The organism is Nocardioides sp. YIM 152588, assembly GCF_040191335.1.
Classification (GTDB): Bacteria; Actinomycetota; Actinomycetes; order Propionibacteriales; family Nocardioidaceae; genus Nocardioides.
Map to the genome: position 1 here is coordinate 1 of NZ_JBEGDJ010000078.1, position 14,562 is coordinate 14,562.

The window sequence follows — 14,562 nt, forward strand, 5'->3', positions numbered from 1 at the left end:
GGTCGCGGACTTCCTCGGCCGGCCGTACTCGTTCGACTCGTACGCCGCCTGGCTGGCCCGCTGACCGCGCGAGTCGGGCCGGCCGGTGCCACCGGGCCGACCGGCGAGGGGCGGCCTGGCCGCGGCCTCGGTGCCGCGCATCCTGCTCGCCCTCGGGGCGCTGTGCCTGCTCGTGGCGGCGGTGATCTTCCTGGCCGTGGCCTGGTCGGCGCTCGGCGTGGGCGGCCGCACCGCCGTCCTCGTCGCCCTCACCCTGACCGCCGGCGCTGCCTCTCTCGGCCTGCACCGGTCCGGGCTGCGCGTCGCGGGTGAGTCACTGTCGGTGGTGGCGCTGGGGCTGCTGGCGCTGGACGTGGTCGGCGGCGTCGATGCCGGCTGGTTCGGTGCCGCCGCGGAGGACCGGCTGGCCCTGGTCCTCGGCGCCGTGGTCGGCGGCGCGGCGATCGGGATGGCCGCGGTCCCCTTCCCGGGCCGGCCGCGCCTGGTCGCGCCGCAGCTGGTCACCGGAGTCGCGGCGGTGCTCGTGTACGCCGGCGGCGTCGCCTCCTCCCCGCGCACGCTGCTGGTCGGCCACCTCACGGTCCTCGGCGTCGCCGCGGTCGCCTACGCGGGCCGGCGCGCGCGCCTGCTGCCGCTGGCGTGGAGCGTCGCCGCCGCGGGCGCGATCGCCTGGCTGGGCACCGCCTCGGTCGCGTTCGTCGGGGTGGTCCTCCACCTCACCTTCGCCGGGGTGTGGGGCGGCGCCGCCGGCTGGTCGCTGCTCGCCTCGGCCGCGTGCCTGGTCCTCCCGGGCGTCGTCGCGGGCCACCGCCCGACGGTGCTGGTCGGGGCCAGCGCGGCCGCCCTCCTCGCGACCGCGACGGCCGTGCTCCCCGCGGTCGACGAGACCGCCGGCACGATCGCGCTGGTCACGGTCGCCGTCACGGCGGGCTGGACGCTCGCCCTCGCGGTGGTCCCGGCGTCGCTGCGGGTCGTCCCGGTGGCGCCGGCGGTCGGCGGCGCGCTGCTGCTGGTCGGGCAGCTCCTCGTCGCCGGCGGGACCGCCCTCGCCCGGTGGAGCGAGCTCCCCGGTCTCCTCGACCTCCCGGCCGGCGTCAGGCTGGACCGGCCGGAGCCGACGGTCGAGCCGCTCGTCGTGGTGCCGGCCGTCGTGGTGCTGGCGGCACTGGCCGCCCTGCTGTCGCCCGGGACCGGCCGCGAGCGCCTGCGCGCCTGGCTGCCGGACGCGCTGCTCGCCACGACGCTCGGCGTCATCCTCACGATCGGCCAGTACGACGTCCCGCTGGCCGTCGTCGTGGCCGCGCTCGCCGCGACCGGCACGGTCACCGCGGTCGCGGCCCACCTGCGCGGCGCCGCGACCGGCGCGGTCGCCGCGCTCGTGCTGGCCGCCGGCGCCGCCGTGGTTGCGCTGCCGAGCGGCGTGCTCACCCTCGGCGCGGCCACCGTCACCGCGGTCCTGGCCGTCGGGACGACCGTCCTCGCGCGGTCGGCGGTGGCCCGGTTCGCGGGCGGCGTGCTGGTCGCGCCGTCGCTGGCCCTGGCCGCCGCCGCGGCGGTCCAGGTCGCGGGGCGCGACGACGCGTGGACGGCGGTTGCGGTGCTGCTCGTCGCCGGCCCGGCCGCGGTCGCCCGACCGCGCCCGGAGGTCGAGGTGCCGGCCGTGGCGGTCGCCCTGATCGCGCTCCCGGCCTCGGTGTCGGCCGCCGACACCCCGGACGACCTGGTGTCGCTGTGGCTGGTGCTCGCCGGTGCCCTGGTCGCGGCCACCGCGCTGCTCCACCCGGAGCGGCGCCGGCTCGCGGTGGGGGCGCCGGTGCTCTGGCTCCTCGCCTCCTGGGTCCGCCTCTCGGCCGCGGGGGTGACCACCGTGGAGGCCTACACCCTCCCGACGGCCGCCCTGCTCCTCGTGGTGGGCCTGCTCGGGCTGCGCGCCGACCCGGACCGGGGCACCTGGGTGGCGCTCTCCCCCGGGCTGTCGCTGGCGACGCTGCCGACGCTGGTCGTCGCGCTGGGCGACCCGGTCTCGCTGCGCGCGCTCCTCCTCGGCGCCGGTTGCGTGGCACTGGTGCTGGCCGGGGCCCTGCTGCGCTGGTCGGGGCCGCTGGTCGTCGGCGCCGGCGTCGGCGCGGTGCTGGTGCTGCGCGAGCTCGGCCCGTACGCCGCGGCGGTCCCGCAGTGGATCTGGATCGGGCTCGCGGGGACCCTGCTGACGCTGGCGGGGGTCACCTGGGAGCGGCGCCTGGCCGAGGCGCGGCACGCGTTCGGCACGCTCGCCCGGCTGCGCTGAGCGGCACGGCCGGCGTACCGCCTCGCCGTTCCGGGTCAAGAGACCCACCCCGGGTGCCGATAGGACCCGCGTGAGCCAACCGACGCCGCCGCCACGGGGCGCGCGATGAAGGTCCGCCGCTACCGGCGGACCGCCGTCCCGACGCGCGCCGAGCTGCACATGATGAACCGGTTCTCGGCCGGCTTCTCGACGGCGACGTGGAAGCAGATGCAGCGCGCCGGCTCCCCCGCTGCCTGGTTCGAGCAGCAGCTGCGGCCGGGCGGGATCCGCGAGTCGGCCAAGGCGAAGGCGGTGCTGGACTGGTACCCGCGCCTGGCCGACAGCCCGGAGCGGAAGTGGGCCAACCACACCTCCGGCAAGAAGAAGCTGTGGACCTACCCCCGCGACATGGAGAACCTCTCGATCCTGCGCCGGGTGCACACCCGCCGCCAGGTGCGGGAGGTGATGGTCGACTTCTGGGCCAACCACCTCCACGTCTCCAGCGGCAACGACTGGGCCTCGGTGGCGCGCTGGCACTACGAGGAGACGCTGCGCAAGCACGCCCTGGGCCGGTTCACCGACCTGCTCGCGGCGGCCACGCTGCACCCGGCGATGCTCATCTACCTGGACAACTACCGCACCACGCGCGACAACCCGAACGAGAACCACGGCCGGGAGCTCCTCGAGCTGCACACCGTCGGGACCGGCACCGGCTTCACCGAGCAGATGGTCAAGGACTCCGCGACGATCCTGTCCGGCTGGACCGTGGACGCCCAGGCGACCTGGCAGCGCCTCTACGACCCCGGACGGCACACCACCGGCCGGGTCTCGGTCCTCGGCTTCACCGACCCGAACGCCGCCGCCGACGGCCGGGACCTCACCCACCGCTACCTCGACTTCCTCGCCCGGCACCCGGCCACCGCGCGGACCATCGCGCGCCGCCTCGCGGTCCGGTTCGTGGACGACGAGCCCGGCGAGCCGCTGATCGCGCACCTGGCCGACACCTACCTCGCGAACGACACCTCGATCGCCGCCGTCCTGCGCGCGCTGGTGCAGCGGCCGGAGTTCAAGCGGGCGTTCCGCACGAAGGTGCGGACGCCGGTCGAGGACCTCGTCGCCACGCTGCGGGTCCTGCGCGTCGCGGCGCGCCCGCCCGGCGGCGACGAGCAGGCGTTCGCGAACACCATCGGGTGGAGCCACGGCGGCGCCGCCCTGTACTCCTGGCCGCGCCCCGACGGCGCCCCCGAGACCAACGACGCCTACGCCGGCGCGTCCCGCCTGATGGCCTCCTTCCAGAGCCACTGGGGCCTGGCCGGCGGCTGGTGGCCGAAGAAGGCCGTCCGCTACCGCGCGCCGAAGTCGTTCTTCCCGAAGGACACGATCCGCGCCGACCTCCTCGTCGACCACCTCTGCCGCGTGCTGCACGGCAGCGTGGCGACGCCGACGCTGCTCGCCGCCGCGCTGGAGGCCACCGACCTCTCCCCCGGCGAGAAGGTGACGAGGTCCGGACCGGTGGGCTCCTGGCTCGGCGTCCGCCTCATCGGCGCCCTCCTCGACACCCCGGAGCACATGACGCGATGACCACGGACCTCCCCGCCCCGCCCCCGGACCCGACCCCGGGCCGGCGCGCCTGCGCCGAGTTCGGCCGCGCGGCGCGCCTGTCGCGGCGACGCTTCCTCGGCGCCGCCGCCTCGGCCGTCGCGATGACCACGGTCTTCGGCAGCGTGGTGCGCGAGACCGCCTTCGCGGCGTCCAGCGGCGGCAACGTGATGGTGGTGCTCTCGATGCGCGGCGGCCTCGACGGCCTCGGGCTCGTCGTCCCGCACGGCGACGCCGGCTACTACGCGGCCCGGCCCAGGATCGGCGTACCCGTCGGTGCGCTGCTGGAGAAGGACGCGATGTTCGGGCTCCACCCCTCGCTGGCGGCGCTGGCGCCGCTGTTCGCGTCGGGCCGGCTCGCCGCCGTCCACGCCGCGGGGCTGCCGGTGCCCAACCGGTCCCACTTCGAGGCGATGGAGCTCATCGAGGACGCGGACCCGACCTCCAGCGAGCGGCGCGGATGGGTCAACCGGATGTCGGGGCTGAGCGCGCCCGACCACGCCGTCGTACACCTGACCTCGACGATCGAGCCGACCCTGGTCACCGGCCCGGCGCCGGCGCTGGCGGTCAAGCGGCTCGACGACGTCCGCGTCGTCGGCGCCGACGGCGATCCGGCCTGGTCCGCCCGCCGGCTGGACCAGCTGAGGACCGTGTGGGGCTCGGCCGAGGGCCCGCTGGCCGACGCCGGCCGGTCCGTCCTGCGCACGATCGACACGGTCGGGCCGGTCGCGCAGCGGACCTACCAGCCCACCGCGGGGGTCACCTACCCCTCGGACTGGCCCGCGGTCGAGCTCTCCACGGCGCTGCGCGACACCGCGCGCCTGATCAAGGCGGACATCGGCACCGAGGTCGTCAACATCGACTACGGCTCGTGGGACATGCACGCCGGGTACGGGACCACCGAGTGGGGCTCGATGCAGGCGATGAACCGTGGGTTCGCCGACGCCCTGGCCGCGTTCCTGGCCGACCTCGCACCGGTCGCGGACCGGGTCACGGTCGTCACCATCAGCGAGTTCGGCCGCCGCGTCGACGAGAACGGCTCCGGCGGCCTCGACCACGGCTGGGGCAACGTCATGCTCGTCGCCGGCGGCGGGGTCAAGGGCGGGCGGTACTACGGCAGCTGGCCCGGGCTCGCCCCCGCCGGCAGCACCCAGGGGACCGAGCTGGCGGTCACCACCGACTTCCGCGACGTGCTGGGCGAGATCGCCACCAAGCGGCTCGGCGCCTCCATCGCGACCGCCTTCCCCGGCCACTCCTACAACCCGCTCGGCGTGATCGCCACCTGAGCCGGTGGGGCGGCGGCCTCCGGCCGGACCGCCCCGCGGACGTGGCCGCCGCGCGGTAGGGGCGACCTGCTAGGAAAGGGTCCATGGCTACCACTGCACTCGGCGGCAACCCCGTCACCACTGTCGGCGAGCTCCCGGCCGTCGGCTCCGCGGCCCCGGCGTTCGAGCTGGTCGGCTCCGACTTCAGCACGGTCACCCTGCCGACCGGCACCCGCACCGTCCTCAACATCTTCCCCAGCGTCGACACGGGCATCTGCGCGGCCAGCGTGCGGAAGTTCAACGAGCTCGCCGCGGGCCTGGAGAACACCTCGATCATCAACGTCTCGGCCGACCTGCCGTTCGCGCAGGCGCGGTTCTGCGGCGCCGAGGGCATCGACAAGGTCGTCAGCGCCTCGGGCTTCCGGTCCTCGTTCGGCGACGACTACGGCGTGCGCCTGATCGACGGCAAGTTCGAGGGCCTCTTCGCCCGCTCGGTCGTCGTGGTCGAGGCCGACGGCACTGTCTCCTACACCCAGCTCGTGCCCGAGATCGGCACCGAGCCCGACTACGACTCCGTGGTCCAGGCCCTGTCCTGACCCGCTCCTGACCGGTCGGCTCAGTCCGCCGGATCCCAGTACGCCGAGCGCATGTCGACCCTCCCGCTCGGGAGGGTCGGCGTGCGCTCGTCGTAGTAGTGGCGCCGCGCCTGCTCGCCGTGGCTGGGCGGCAGCGAGCCGTCGGCGCGGATCACGCGCCACCAGGGCACCCCGCCGCCGTGCAGCGCCATCACCGACCCGACCTGCCGCGGCCCGCCGCCGACCGCCTCGGCGATCGCGCCGTAGGTCGTCACCCGTCCGGGCGGCACCCGCTCGGCGGTCGCCAGCACCCGCTCGACGTACTCGGGGTCACGGGCGCTCGCCATGCGCCCGATCCTGCCGCACCGGGGGCCTGCGACGGGCCCGGGGACGCCGAGAGCCCCGCCCGGGTTCCGGGCGGGGCTCTCGGTTGCTCCCTCTGCGCCACATCGTTCGCGGGATGCCGGCGGTGCGACCACCGTCACAACATCGCGCGACACTGTGTCACAAAAATGTGCGGGTTGTCACATGTCACCTGTACAGGGCGCCCGCCGTCGGTACGCCGGTCGCGGTCCCGAGGGGCCGTCCGGTGGGTCCGGCGGGAGGCGGGTCGTGTGCCTCAGGCTGACCACCCGTCACACCGGACGGGCAGTTCTGTCACTTGGCAGGCGTTGCAACGCCTGCCAAGCGTCGGAATCACCGGTCAACCGGTGATTCCGACCGCAGCCGCGCAGACCAGCTCAGTAGCTCGGCTGCGACGGGTCGATCTGGTTCACCCACGCCACCACGCCGCCACCCACGTGGATCGCGTCGTCGTACCCGGCGCCCTTGATCACGGCGAGGCACTCCGCGGAGCGCACACCCGACTTGCAGTGCAGGACCACCTGGACACCGGAGTCGACCGAGGGCAGCTGGCTCAGGGCGTTGCCGTTGAGGAACTCGCCCTTGGGGATCAGCACCGAGCCGGGGATCTGGTTGATCTCGTACTCGTTGGTCTCGCGGACGTCGATGAGGACGAAGTCGCGGGTGCCCTCCTCGCGCTCCTTGAGCATGCCCTCGAGGGTGGCCACCGAGATGGTCGCGTCGGCGGCGGCGTCGGCGGCCTCGTCGGAGACGGCCCCGCAGAAGTACTCGTAGTCGATCAGCTCGGTGACGGTCGGGTTCTCACCGCACAGCGCGCAGTTGGGGTCCTTGCGGACCTTCAGCTTGCGGTACTCCATCTCCAGGGCGTCGTAGATCATCAGCTTGCCGACCAGCGGGTCGCCGATGCCGGTGAGGGCCTTGATGGCCTCGTTGACCTGGATGGAGCCGATGCTCGCGCACAGGACGCCCAGCACGCCGCCCTCGGCGCACGAGGGGACCATGCCCGGCGGCGGCGGCTCGGGGTAGAGGCAGCGGTAGCAGGGCGCGCCCTCGACCTGCTTGGGGGCGAACAGCGAGGCCTGGCCGTCGAAGCGGTAGATCGAGCCCCACACGTAGGGGATGCCGAGGAAGTACGCCGCGTCGTTGACCAGGTAGCGGGTCGCGAAGTTGTCGGTGCCGTCGACGATGAGGTCGTAGCCCTCGAAGATCTCGTAGACGTTGTCGTTGTCCAGCCGCTCGGCGTGGACCACCACGTCGACCAGCGGGTTGATCTCGGCGACGGACTCCTTCGCCGAGACCGCCTTGGGGCGGCCCACGTCGGACTGGCCGTGGATGATCTGGCGCTGCAGGTTGGACTCGTCGACCTCGTCGAACTCGACGATGCCCAGCGTGCCGACGCCGGCGGCGGCGAGGTACATCAGCGCCGGGCTGCCGAGGCCGCCGGCGCCGATCACCAGGACCTTCGCGTTCTTCAGCCGCTTCTGACCGGTCATCCCCACGTCCGGGATGATCAGGTGGCGGCTGTAGCGGCGGACCTCGTCGACGGTCAGTGCGTCGGCGGGTTCGACCAGCGCGGGAAAACTCACGGTGACTCCTGCTTCCTGGGTGGGCGTGCAGTCGGTGGAACGCGGCACCTGCTCCGCATGTTCCCCGGACCCCGCACATGTGTCCGACTCCATGGTCCCCGCGCCACGCCGGGCGGACGCACACGTCCCGTCATCCGGACCTCGGAGTAGGCTGCGTCGCTACTGGTCGGTCACCTGGGTGACCAAAGGGCATCCCACAGGCTGTCCAAAGAAACATCGGGAGGCAGAGTGGTACGGGAGTCGTACGACGTCGAAGGCGCGCGCCCCCGAGGGTTGCGGCTGCCGCGCTCGGAGCGCCGGGCCCAGCTGCTCGACGCCGCCCTCGAGGTGTTCGTGGCCAACGGCTACCACGCCGCCGCGATGGACGACATCGCCGAGCGGGCGGGCGTCTCCAAGCCGGTGCTCTACCAGCACTTCCCCGGCAAGTTCGAGCTCTACCTGGCGCTGCTCGACGCCTCCTGCGACCGGATGATCGCGAGCTGCCGCACGGCGCTCGACTCCACCCAGGACAACAAGCAGCGCGTCCGCGCGGCGATCGACGCGTTCTTCGCGTACGTCGACCACGACACCGGCGCGTTCCGGCTGGTCTTCGAGTCGGACCTGAACAACGAGCCGTCGGTGCGCCAGCACATCGACCGGGTGACGGTGGAGTGCGCGGCGATGATCGCCGAGGTGATCCACGACGATACCGCGCTGCCCGTCGACCAGGCCCAGCTCCTGGCCGTCGCGATGGTGGGCATGGCGCAGGTCAGTGCACGGTTCTGGCTGACCGACCACGGCAAGATCGGCCGGGACCAGGCCGTCGAGCTGGTCTCGGCGCTCTCCTGGCGCGGCATCCGCGGCTACCCGCTGACCGACGACCACTGAGCGGGCGGCTCGCGCCGCCCCGCACCCCCAACACCCAGAACCGTTGACAGCCCACCACTAGGGTGGGGGCACGGCCCGCCGGCACCCGACGGGCCAGGAGAAGCGAGGAGATTCACCCATGTCCGTGGAGGTCAAGATCGGCGTGCGGAACGTCGCCCGCGAGCTCGTCGTCGACACCGACGAGACGAGCGAGGCCGTGTCCGCGGCGCTCACCGAGGCGCTCGGCTCCGAGACCGGCGTCTTCTCCCTGACCGACGCCAAGGGCAAGGTCACCCTGGTCCCGGTCGCCAACCTCGCCTACGTCGAGATCGGCCGCAGCGTCACCGGCCAGGTCGGCTTCCGCTCCTGACCCAGAGCACGGTGGTCGAGGTGCGAGCGAAGCGAGCCCTGCCGGTGGTTGAGGTGCGAGCGAAGCGAGCCCTGCCGCTGGTTGAGGTGCGAGCGAAGCGAGCCCTGCCGCTGGTTGAGGTGCGAGCGAAGCGAGCCCTGCCGGTGGTTGAGGTGCGAGCGAAGCGAGCCTCGAAACCACCTCACCGGTGTCAGGAGCCTCACAGGATGCTCCCAGGTTCACAGGGAAGAATGAACCTGACCATCCGCCCGTGAGAGGAGCCGTCGATGCTCCAGTTCCGCTACGCCGCCATCAGTGACACCGGACAGGTCCGGGAGAACAACGAGGACGGCGGGTACGCCTCGCCGTACCTGCTGTGCGTGGCGGACGGCGTCGGCGGCGCCGCCGCGGGAGAGGTGGCCTCGGCGACCGCGACCTACGTGCTGAGCGCCCGCGCCCTGGCACACCCCGGCCACGAGCCGCGCAGGCTGCTGACGCACGCCGTGCGCGAGGCCCACCAGCAGGTCGCGGCCGGCGTCGCGGCCGACCCGCGCCGCGAGGGCATGGCGACGACGCTGACCGCGGCCCTCACCGACGGCCGCACGATCGCGCTCGCCCAGGTCGGCGACTCCCGCGCCTACCTGTTCCGCGACGGCGAGCTGTCCCGGCTCACCCACGACCAGACGCTGGTCCAGGAGATGGTCGACGCCGGCCGGATCTCCGAGGAGGAGGCGGCCGCGTCGCCGTACCGCCACGTGGTGCTGCAGGCGATCGACGCCGACCACGAGCCGGTACCGGAGATGCTGCTGCTCGGCCTGGTCCCCGGCGACCGCCTGCTGCTGTGCAGCGACGGGCTGACGGACGTGCTCGCCGACGCCGCGCTGACCGTGCTGCTCGGGCTGTGTGACCGCGACACCGCGGCCGACCGGCTGGTGAGCGCCGCGCTGGCGGCCGGCAGCAGCGACAACGTGACGGTGGTCGTGGCCGACGTCGTCGACGAGCCGGCGGTGGACGGCACGGGCACGCTGATCGGCGCCGCGACCGACCTGGCGAACGTGGTCGACCCGACCGCCGTACGCCCCCTGCGCTCGGCCTGAGGGCCCGCACCGGCAGGCACCCGGACGGCGCCCGGACGGCGCCCGCGCAAACGGCGTTCCCGCCGGAGCCCCCGGCGACCTAGGATGACCGGATGGGAACGAGCCGGACGTACGAGTACGCGCGCCTGTGGGTGCCGCTCTACCACGCCTCGACGCTCGCCGTGACCCGGCCGGTCTACCTGATCGAGGCCCACGACGGCTTCGAGGGCATGGTCGCGGAGAAGAACACCACCTTGATGGCGGTGATGAACGACCTCGGCCGCGCCGGCTGGCGGATCGACACCAGCCCGATGCGGGTGACCAGCCCCTCCCCCGAGTTCCAGCTCCTCATCGACGCCACCCTGGACGAGTTCGACGGCGGCTCGCTGAGCGACTCCGACGCCGGCGCGGTCAGCGAGTTCGACGTCTTCGGCATGCGCCGCAGGACCGGCGGCTAGAGAAACAGGTCGCCGTACTCGTCCACGCGCTCCAGCACCTGCGCCGGCGTGAACTGGTCGAGCCCCAGCGGGTCCTCGGCCCCGGCCTCGACCTCGGCCCACGTGATCGGGGTGGCCACCTGCGGCCGGTCGGTGCCGCGCAGCGAGTACGGCGACACCGTGGTCTTCGACCCGGCGTTCTGCGACCAGTCGAGGAAGACCTTGCCGCGCCGCCGCGCCTTCGTCATCGACGCCGTGACCCGCCGGGGGTGGGCGGCCTGGAGCTCCTCGGCGACCAGGCGGGCCACCTCCGAGGTCTCCTCCGAGGGCAGGTACGACGACAGCTCGGCGTAGAGGTGCAGCCCCTTGCTGCCGCTGGTCACGGGCGTGGCGTCGAGCCCGTGGTCGGCCAGCGAGTCGCGCACCAGCAGCGCGACCTCGCAGCACGCCTGGAGCCCGGCCCCCTCGCCCGGGTCGAGGTCGACCACCAGCCGGTCCGCGCCGCGCGGCTCGCCGGAGTCGTCGACGGTCCACTGGTGGACGTGCAGCTCCAGCGCGGCCAGGTTGACCATCCACATCAGCGTGGCGAGGTCCTCCACGATGGGGAACTCGAGGGTGTCGCCGTGCCGGCTGGGTCCGCGGGAGCCGGTGGTCGGCACCTCCGCGGTGCGCACCCACGACGGGGTGCCGGCCGGCGCGTTCTTCTCGAAGAAGCTCATCGCGTTGACCCCGTGCGGCCAGCGCACCCGCGTCACCGGTCGACCCGCCAGGTGCGGCAGCAGCACCGGCGCGACCCGCGCGTAGTAGTCGAGCACCTCGCCCTTGGTGGTGCCGGTCGCCGGGTAGAGGACCTTCTCCAGGTTCGTCAGCTTGAGCGTCCGGCCCTCCACCTCGACCCAGGTCTCGCTCATCGGCCCTCCCCCACCGCGTCGTGGGCACCGGGCAGCAGGTCCTCGGCGGCGAGGTCGCTGCGCACCCCCCGGTACGACGGCTGCCGGAGCCGCTCGTAGCCGACCCCGTGCGTGTCCACGTCGACCACGAGCACCGGCTCCAGCCAGTGCGTCCCCGCGGCGTCGACGCGCGGCACGTCGTCGGCGAACGGGGAGTCGTCGCGGCCCAGGTCGGCGACGAGCCCGGCGAGCAGCCGCGACTGCTGGGCGCCGATCCCGCTGCCGACCCGGCCTCGGTAGCGCAGCCCGTCCGCGGTCGGCTCCCCCACCAGCAGCGCGGCCAGCCGCTCGGGTCCTCCGGGCCGCGACCCGGTCTGCGGCCGCCAGCCGCCGACCACGTAGGAGCCGCGGTGGCGGTGGGCGAACTTCAGCCACGCGGTGCTGCGCTCGCCGGGGCGGTAGCGGGAGTCGAGGCGCTTGGCGACGATCCCCTCCAGCCCCTGCTCGCGGGTGGCGGCCAGCAGCATCTCCCCGTCGTCGTACTGCGGCGGGACCTGCCAGCCCGAGGCGCCCAGGTCCAGCGCCTCGAGACGGGCGCGGCGCTCGGCGAGCGGCAGCCCGGTCAGGTCCTCGTCGCCGACCCGGAGCAGGTCGAAGACCATGAAGGTGGCCGGGGTCGCCGCCGCGTGCCGGGCCACCGTGCTCGCCTTGCGCAGGTGGATCCGCTCGGCGAGCACCCGGAAGTCGGGGATGCCGCGGTCGTTGAGCGCGATGATCTCGCCGTCGACGACCAGCGGCGGGCCGGGCGGCGCGGTGAGGAGCTCGGGCCACGCCTCGGTGATCCGGTTGCCGTTGCGGCTGCGCAGCTCGACGGCCCCGTCCGCCACCCCGGCGACGCCCCCCGTCGCGGCGAGCGCCCGCACCCCGTCCCACTTGACCTCGTGCCGCCACTCGGCCCCCGCGGGGACCCGCTCCCCCGGTGCGGCGAGCATCGGGCGCAGGGAGGACAGGTCGGGCACGGGAACCATCTCACCAGAACCGGGCGTCGGCGTGGGCGCGTAGGCTCGCCGCATGCGTGCGATCTGGAAGGGTGCGGTCTCCTTCGGGCTGGTCAGCGTCCCGGTGAAGCTCTACTCCGCGACGGAGAGCCACGACGTCTCGTTCCGGCAGGTGCACGCCAAGGACGGCGGCCGCATCCGCTACCAGCGGGTCTGCTCGATCGACGGCGAGGAGGTGCCGTACTCCGACATCGCGAAGGGGTACGAGACCGAGGACGGCGAGATGGTGGTGCTCACCGACGAGGACCTGGCGGACCTGCCCTCGACGTCGTCGCGCGAGATCGCCGTCGAGAAGTTCGTGCCCAGCGACCAGATCGACCCGATGCTGTTCGAGAAGTCCTACTACCTCGAGCCGGAGTCCACGGGCGCCAAGCCCTACGCGCTGCTGCGCCAGGCGCTGGTCGAGGCGGACCGGATGGCCGTGGTCACGATCGCGCTGCGACAGCGGACCACGATCGCGGTGCTGCGGGTGCGCGACGACGTGATCGTGCTGCAGACGATGATGTGGCCCGACGAGATCCGCACCCCCGACTTCTCGGTGGAGACCGGCGAGGTCAAGGACGCCGAGGTGCAGATGGCGCGGATGCTGGTGGAGACGCTGGCCGGCGACTTCGACGCGGCCGACTTCGAGGACGACTACGCCGAGGCGGTCCAGGCGGTGGTCACCGCCAAGATCGAGGGCGGCGAGGTGCAGCGCACGCCCACCTCGACCAAGACCGGCGGCGAGGTCGTCGACCTGCTGGCCGCGCTGCAGCGCTCGGTCGAGGCGGCGAAGACGGCACGCGGCGAGGACGCCGACGACGACGCCTCCGACGACGCCTCCGAGGAGCGCCCCACGAAGAAGGCCGCCGCCAAGAAGGCGCCCGCCAAGAAGGCCGCCGCCAAGAAGGCCCCGGCCAAGAAGGCGGCGGCCAAGAAGGCGGCGGCGAAGAAGGCGGCGGCGAAGAAGGCCCCCGCCAAGAAGAAGGCCAGCTGACCGGCGGGAGCCTTAGGGCGACCCCACCTCGGCCTCGGCCTTCGCGATCAGGTCCTTGACCGCGTCGATCGCCCGGATCCGCCCGCTGGCGACCGGGCTGGAGCGGTCGATGTAGAGCGAGGTCGGGATCCCGATCAGCTCGCCGCCGTCGTCGACCGCCATGCCGCCGGAGTTCCCCGGCGCGATCCGGGCGTCGGTGTCCAGCTCGGACCGGGGCCCGAGCTCGGGGTCGTTGAGCACGGTCGAGATCACGCCGGTGGTCACCGTGATCGAGTCGCCGGTGCCGGCCACCGCCGGGAAGCCGAGCACGGTCACGTCGTCCCCGGCACGCAGGTCGGCCGAGGTGCCGACCGGGACCGTCGGCAGCCCGGGGTCCCCGCTGAGCGGGTTGCCGGCCGCGTCGGCGAAGATCTGGATCACCGCCGCGTCGAGGTGCCCGTCGGCCTCCACCACCCGGGCCCGGTACGCCGCGGGCGCGCTCGTGTCGGTCATCCCGTCGGTCAGCGAGACCAGCAGGTACTCCGGGTTCGCGATCGCCTCGTCCTCGCCGTACTGCTCGGCGACCCCCGGGGACTCCGGCGCCGCGACGTGGGCGTTGGTGAGGATCAGGCCGTCCTCGCGCAGGATCGACCCCGAGCCGCCGTAGGTGATCGGCGACCGCTCGGGGTCGTTGAGGAAGTAGCTCTCGGCGCTGATCTTGACCGTCGCCGCCTTCGCCGCCTCCAGGTCCAGGCGGCTCAGCCCGTCGGAGCCCCCGGTGTCGGCCGACGTCGCGCCGCCGTCGCGCGACTCGACGGCGCGGCCCGAGGTGGTGTCGTCCCTGCCGGAGAGCCAGGCGACCGTCCCGACCATGCCGGCCAGCAGCACGAGCACCGCGCCCGCGGCGCCGGCGATCGCGAGCCGGCGACCGAGGCGCCGGCGCGCGATCCGGCGCTCCTCCTCGGCGGCGGAGAGGATCGGCACCAGGGTCAGCTCGGGCCCGGCCACCGGGTGCCCGAGCCGCAGCACGGTGCGCTCGTCGAAGCGCAGGGTGTTGATCCGGCGGCCGTCGTGGAAGGTCCCCTCGCCGGAGACGTTGGTGTAGGTCCACGCCCCCGGCACCGCCTGGACGAGGCCGTGCTGGCGCGAGCAGGCGGGATCGGTGACCACCACCGTCGAGTCGGTACGCCGGCCCACGCTGATCTGCGCGGGGTGGCGGAACCGGTGCTCGCGGCCCTCGGCCACCACCAGCAGGTCGGGGCCGCTCCGCGCGGGCGGCGGCGCCCCCGGCGCGGCC

The 14,562-nt window shown here is 73.9% G+C and carries 14 protein-coding genes; 9 read left to right on the forward strand and 5 right to left on the reverse strand.

The window, feature by feature from the left end:
• The first annotated feature begins 130 nt into the window (after positions 1-130).
• The 4 genes from ABLM29_RS21110 to tpx all read left to right on the forward strand — a co-directional run bounded on the left by ABLM29_RS21110 (position 131) and on the right by tpx (position 5,726).
• Positions 131-2,287, forward strand: a complete 2,157-nt coding sequence (locus ABLM29_RS21110) for an SCO7613 C-terminal domain-containing membrane protein (RefSeq protein ID WP_349716571.1) — start codon at positions 131-133, stop codon at positions 2,285-2,287.
• 105 nt (positions 2,288-2,392) lie between these two features.
• Positions 2,393-3,847 (forward strand): DUF1800 domain-containing protein, encoded by a 1,455-nt coding sequence (locus ABLM29_RS21115; RefSeq protein WP_349716572.1) that lies wholly within the window; start codon positions 2,393-2,395, stop codon positions 3,845-3,847.
• Positions 3,844-5,151: a DUF1501 domain-containing protein gene (locus tag ABLM29_RS21120; protein WP_349716573.1), complete on the forward strand. Its 1,308-nt coding sequence runs from the start codon at positions 3,844-3,846 to the stop codon at positions 5,149-5,151. The genes ABLM29_RS21115 and ABLM29_RS21120 overlap by 4 nt, the downstream gene beginning before the upstream one ends.
• Positions 5,152-5,234: 83 nt before the next feature.
• Positions 5,235-5,726, forward strand: coding sequence for a thiol peroxidase (gene tpx / locus ABLM29_RS21125; RefSeq protein ID WP_349716574.1), 492 nt, complete (start codon positions 5,235-5,237; stop codon positions 5,724-5,726).
• A gap of 20 nt (positions 5,727-5,746) precedes the next feature.
• Here tpx and ABLM29_RS21130 read toward each other — a convergent pair whose 3' ends face one another.
• Both ABLM29_RS21130 and moeZ read right to left on the reverse strand, forming a co-directional pair.
• Positions 5,747-6,052, reverse strand: coding sequence for an MGMT family protein (locus ABLM29_RS21130; RefSeq protein WP_349716575.1), 306 nt, complete (start codon positions 6,050-6,052; stop codon positions 5,747-5,749).
• A 393-nt stretch (positions 6,053-6,445) separates the two neighbouring features.
• On the reverse strand, positions 6,446-7,654 hold the full coding sequence (moeZ, locus tag ABLM29_RS21135; protein WP_349716576.1) for an adenylyltransferase/sulfurtransferase MoeZ: 1,209 nt from the start codon (positions 7,652-7,654) through the stop codon (positions 6,446-6,448).
• Positions 7,655-7,933: 279 nt separating this feature from the next.
• Here moeZ and ABLM29_RS21140 point away from each other — a divergent pair, with 279 nt between their 5' ends.
• The 4 genes from ABLM29_RS21140 to ABLM29_RS21155 all read left to right on the forward strand — a co-directional run bounded on the left by ABLM29_RS21140 (position 7,934) and on the right by ABLM29_RS21155 (position 10,383).
• Positions 7,934-8,521, forward strand: coding sequence for a TetR/AcrR family transcriptional regulator (locus tag ABLM29_RS21140; protein ID WP_349716584.1), 588 nt, complete (start codon positions 7,934-7,936; stop codon positions 8,519-8,521).
• A gap of 118 nt (positions 8,522-8,639) precedes the next feature.
• A complete protein-coding gene (locus tag ABLM29_RS21145; RefSeq protein WP_349716577.1) occupies positions 8,640-8,870 on the forward strand; it encodes a DUF3107 domain-containing protein in 231 nt (76 codons plus the stop codon).
• Positions 8,871-9,136: 266 nt separating this feature from the next.
• The gene (locus ABLM29_RS21150) at positions 9,137-9,946 is read left to right on the forward strand and encodes a PP2C family protein-serine/threonine phosphatase (protein ID WP_349716578.1); all 810 of its coding nucleotides are present in this window, start codon (positions 9,137-9,139) and stop codon (positions 9,944-9,946) included.
• Between the two features lie 92 nt (positions 9,947-10,038).
• Positions 10,039-10,383, forward strand: a complete 345-nt coding sequence (locus ABLM29_RS21155) for a hypothetical protein (protein WP_349716579.1) — start codon at positions 10,039-10,041, stop codon at positions 10,381-10,383.
• Here ABLM29_RS21155 and ligD read toward each other — a convergent pair.
• Both ligD and ABLM29_RS21165 read right to left on the reverse strand, forming a co-directional pair.
• Positions 10,380-11,273: a non-homologous end-joining DNA ligase gene (gene ligD / locus ABLM29_RS21160; protein WP_349716580.1), complete on the reverse strand. Its 894-nt coding sequence runs from the start codon at positions 11,271-11,273 to the stop codon at positions 10,380-10,382. The two genes, ABLM29_RS21155 and ligD, sit on opposite strands and share 4 nt — an antisense overlap.
• Positions 11,270-12,271: an ATP-dependent DNA ligase gene (locus ABLM29_RS21165; RefSeq protein ID WP_349716581.1), complete on the reverse strand. Its 1,002-nt coding sequence runs from the start codon at positions 12,269-12,271 to the stop codon at positions 11,270-11,272. Before ABLM29_RS21165 ends, ligD begins: the two co-directional genes overlap by 4 nt.
• Positions 12,272-12,323: 52 nt before the next feature.
• Here ABLM29_RS21165 and ku point away from each other — a divergent pair, with 52 nt between their 5' ends.
• On the forward strand, positions 12,324-13,286 hold the full coding sequence (gene ku, locus ABLM29_RS21170) for a non-homologous end joining protein Ku (RefSeq protein WP_349716582.1): 963 nt from the start codon (positions 12,324-12,326) through the stop codon (positions 13,284-13,286).
• A gap of 12 nt (positions 13,287-13,298) precedes the next feature.
• On the opposite strand, the gene ABLM29_RS21175 is transcribed toward ku, so the two are convergent.
• The coding region (locus ABLM29_RS21175) for a trypsin-like peptidase domain-containing protein (RefSeq protein ID WP_349716583.1) at positions 13,299-14,562 on the reverse strand (1,264 nt) is incomplete at its 5' end.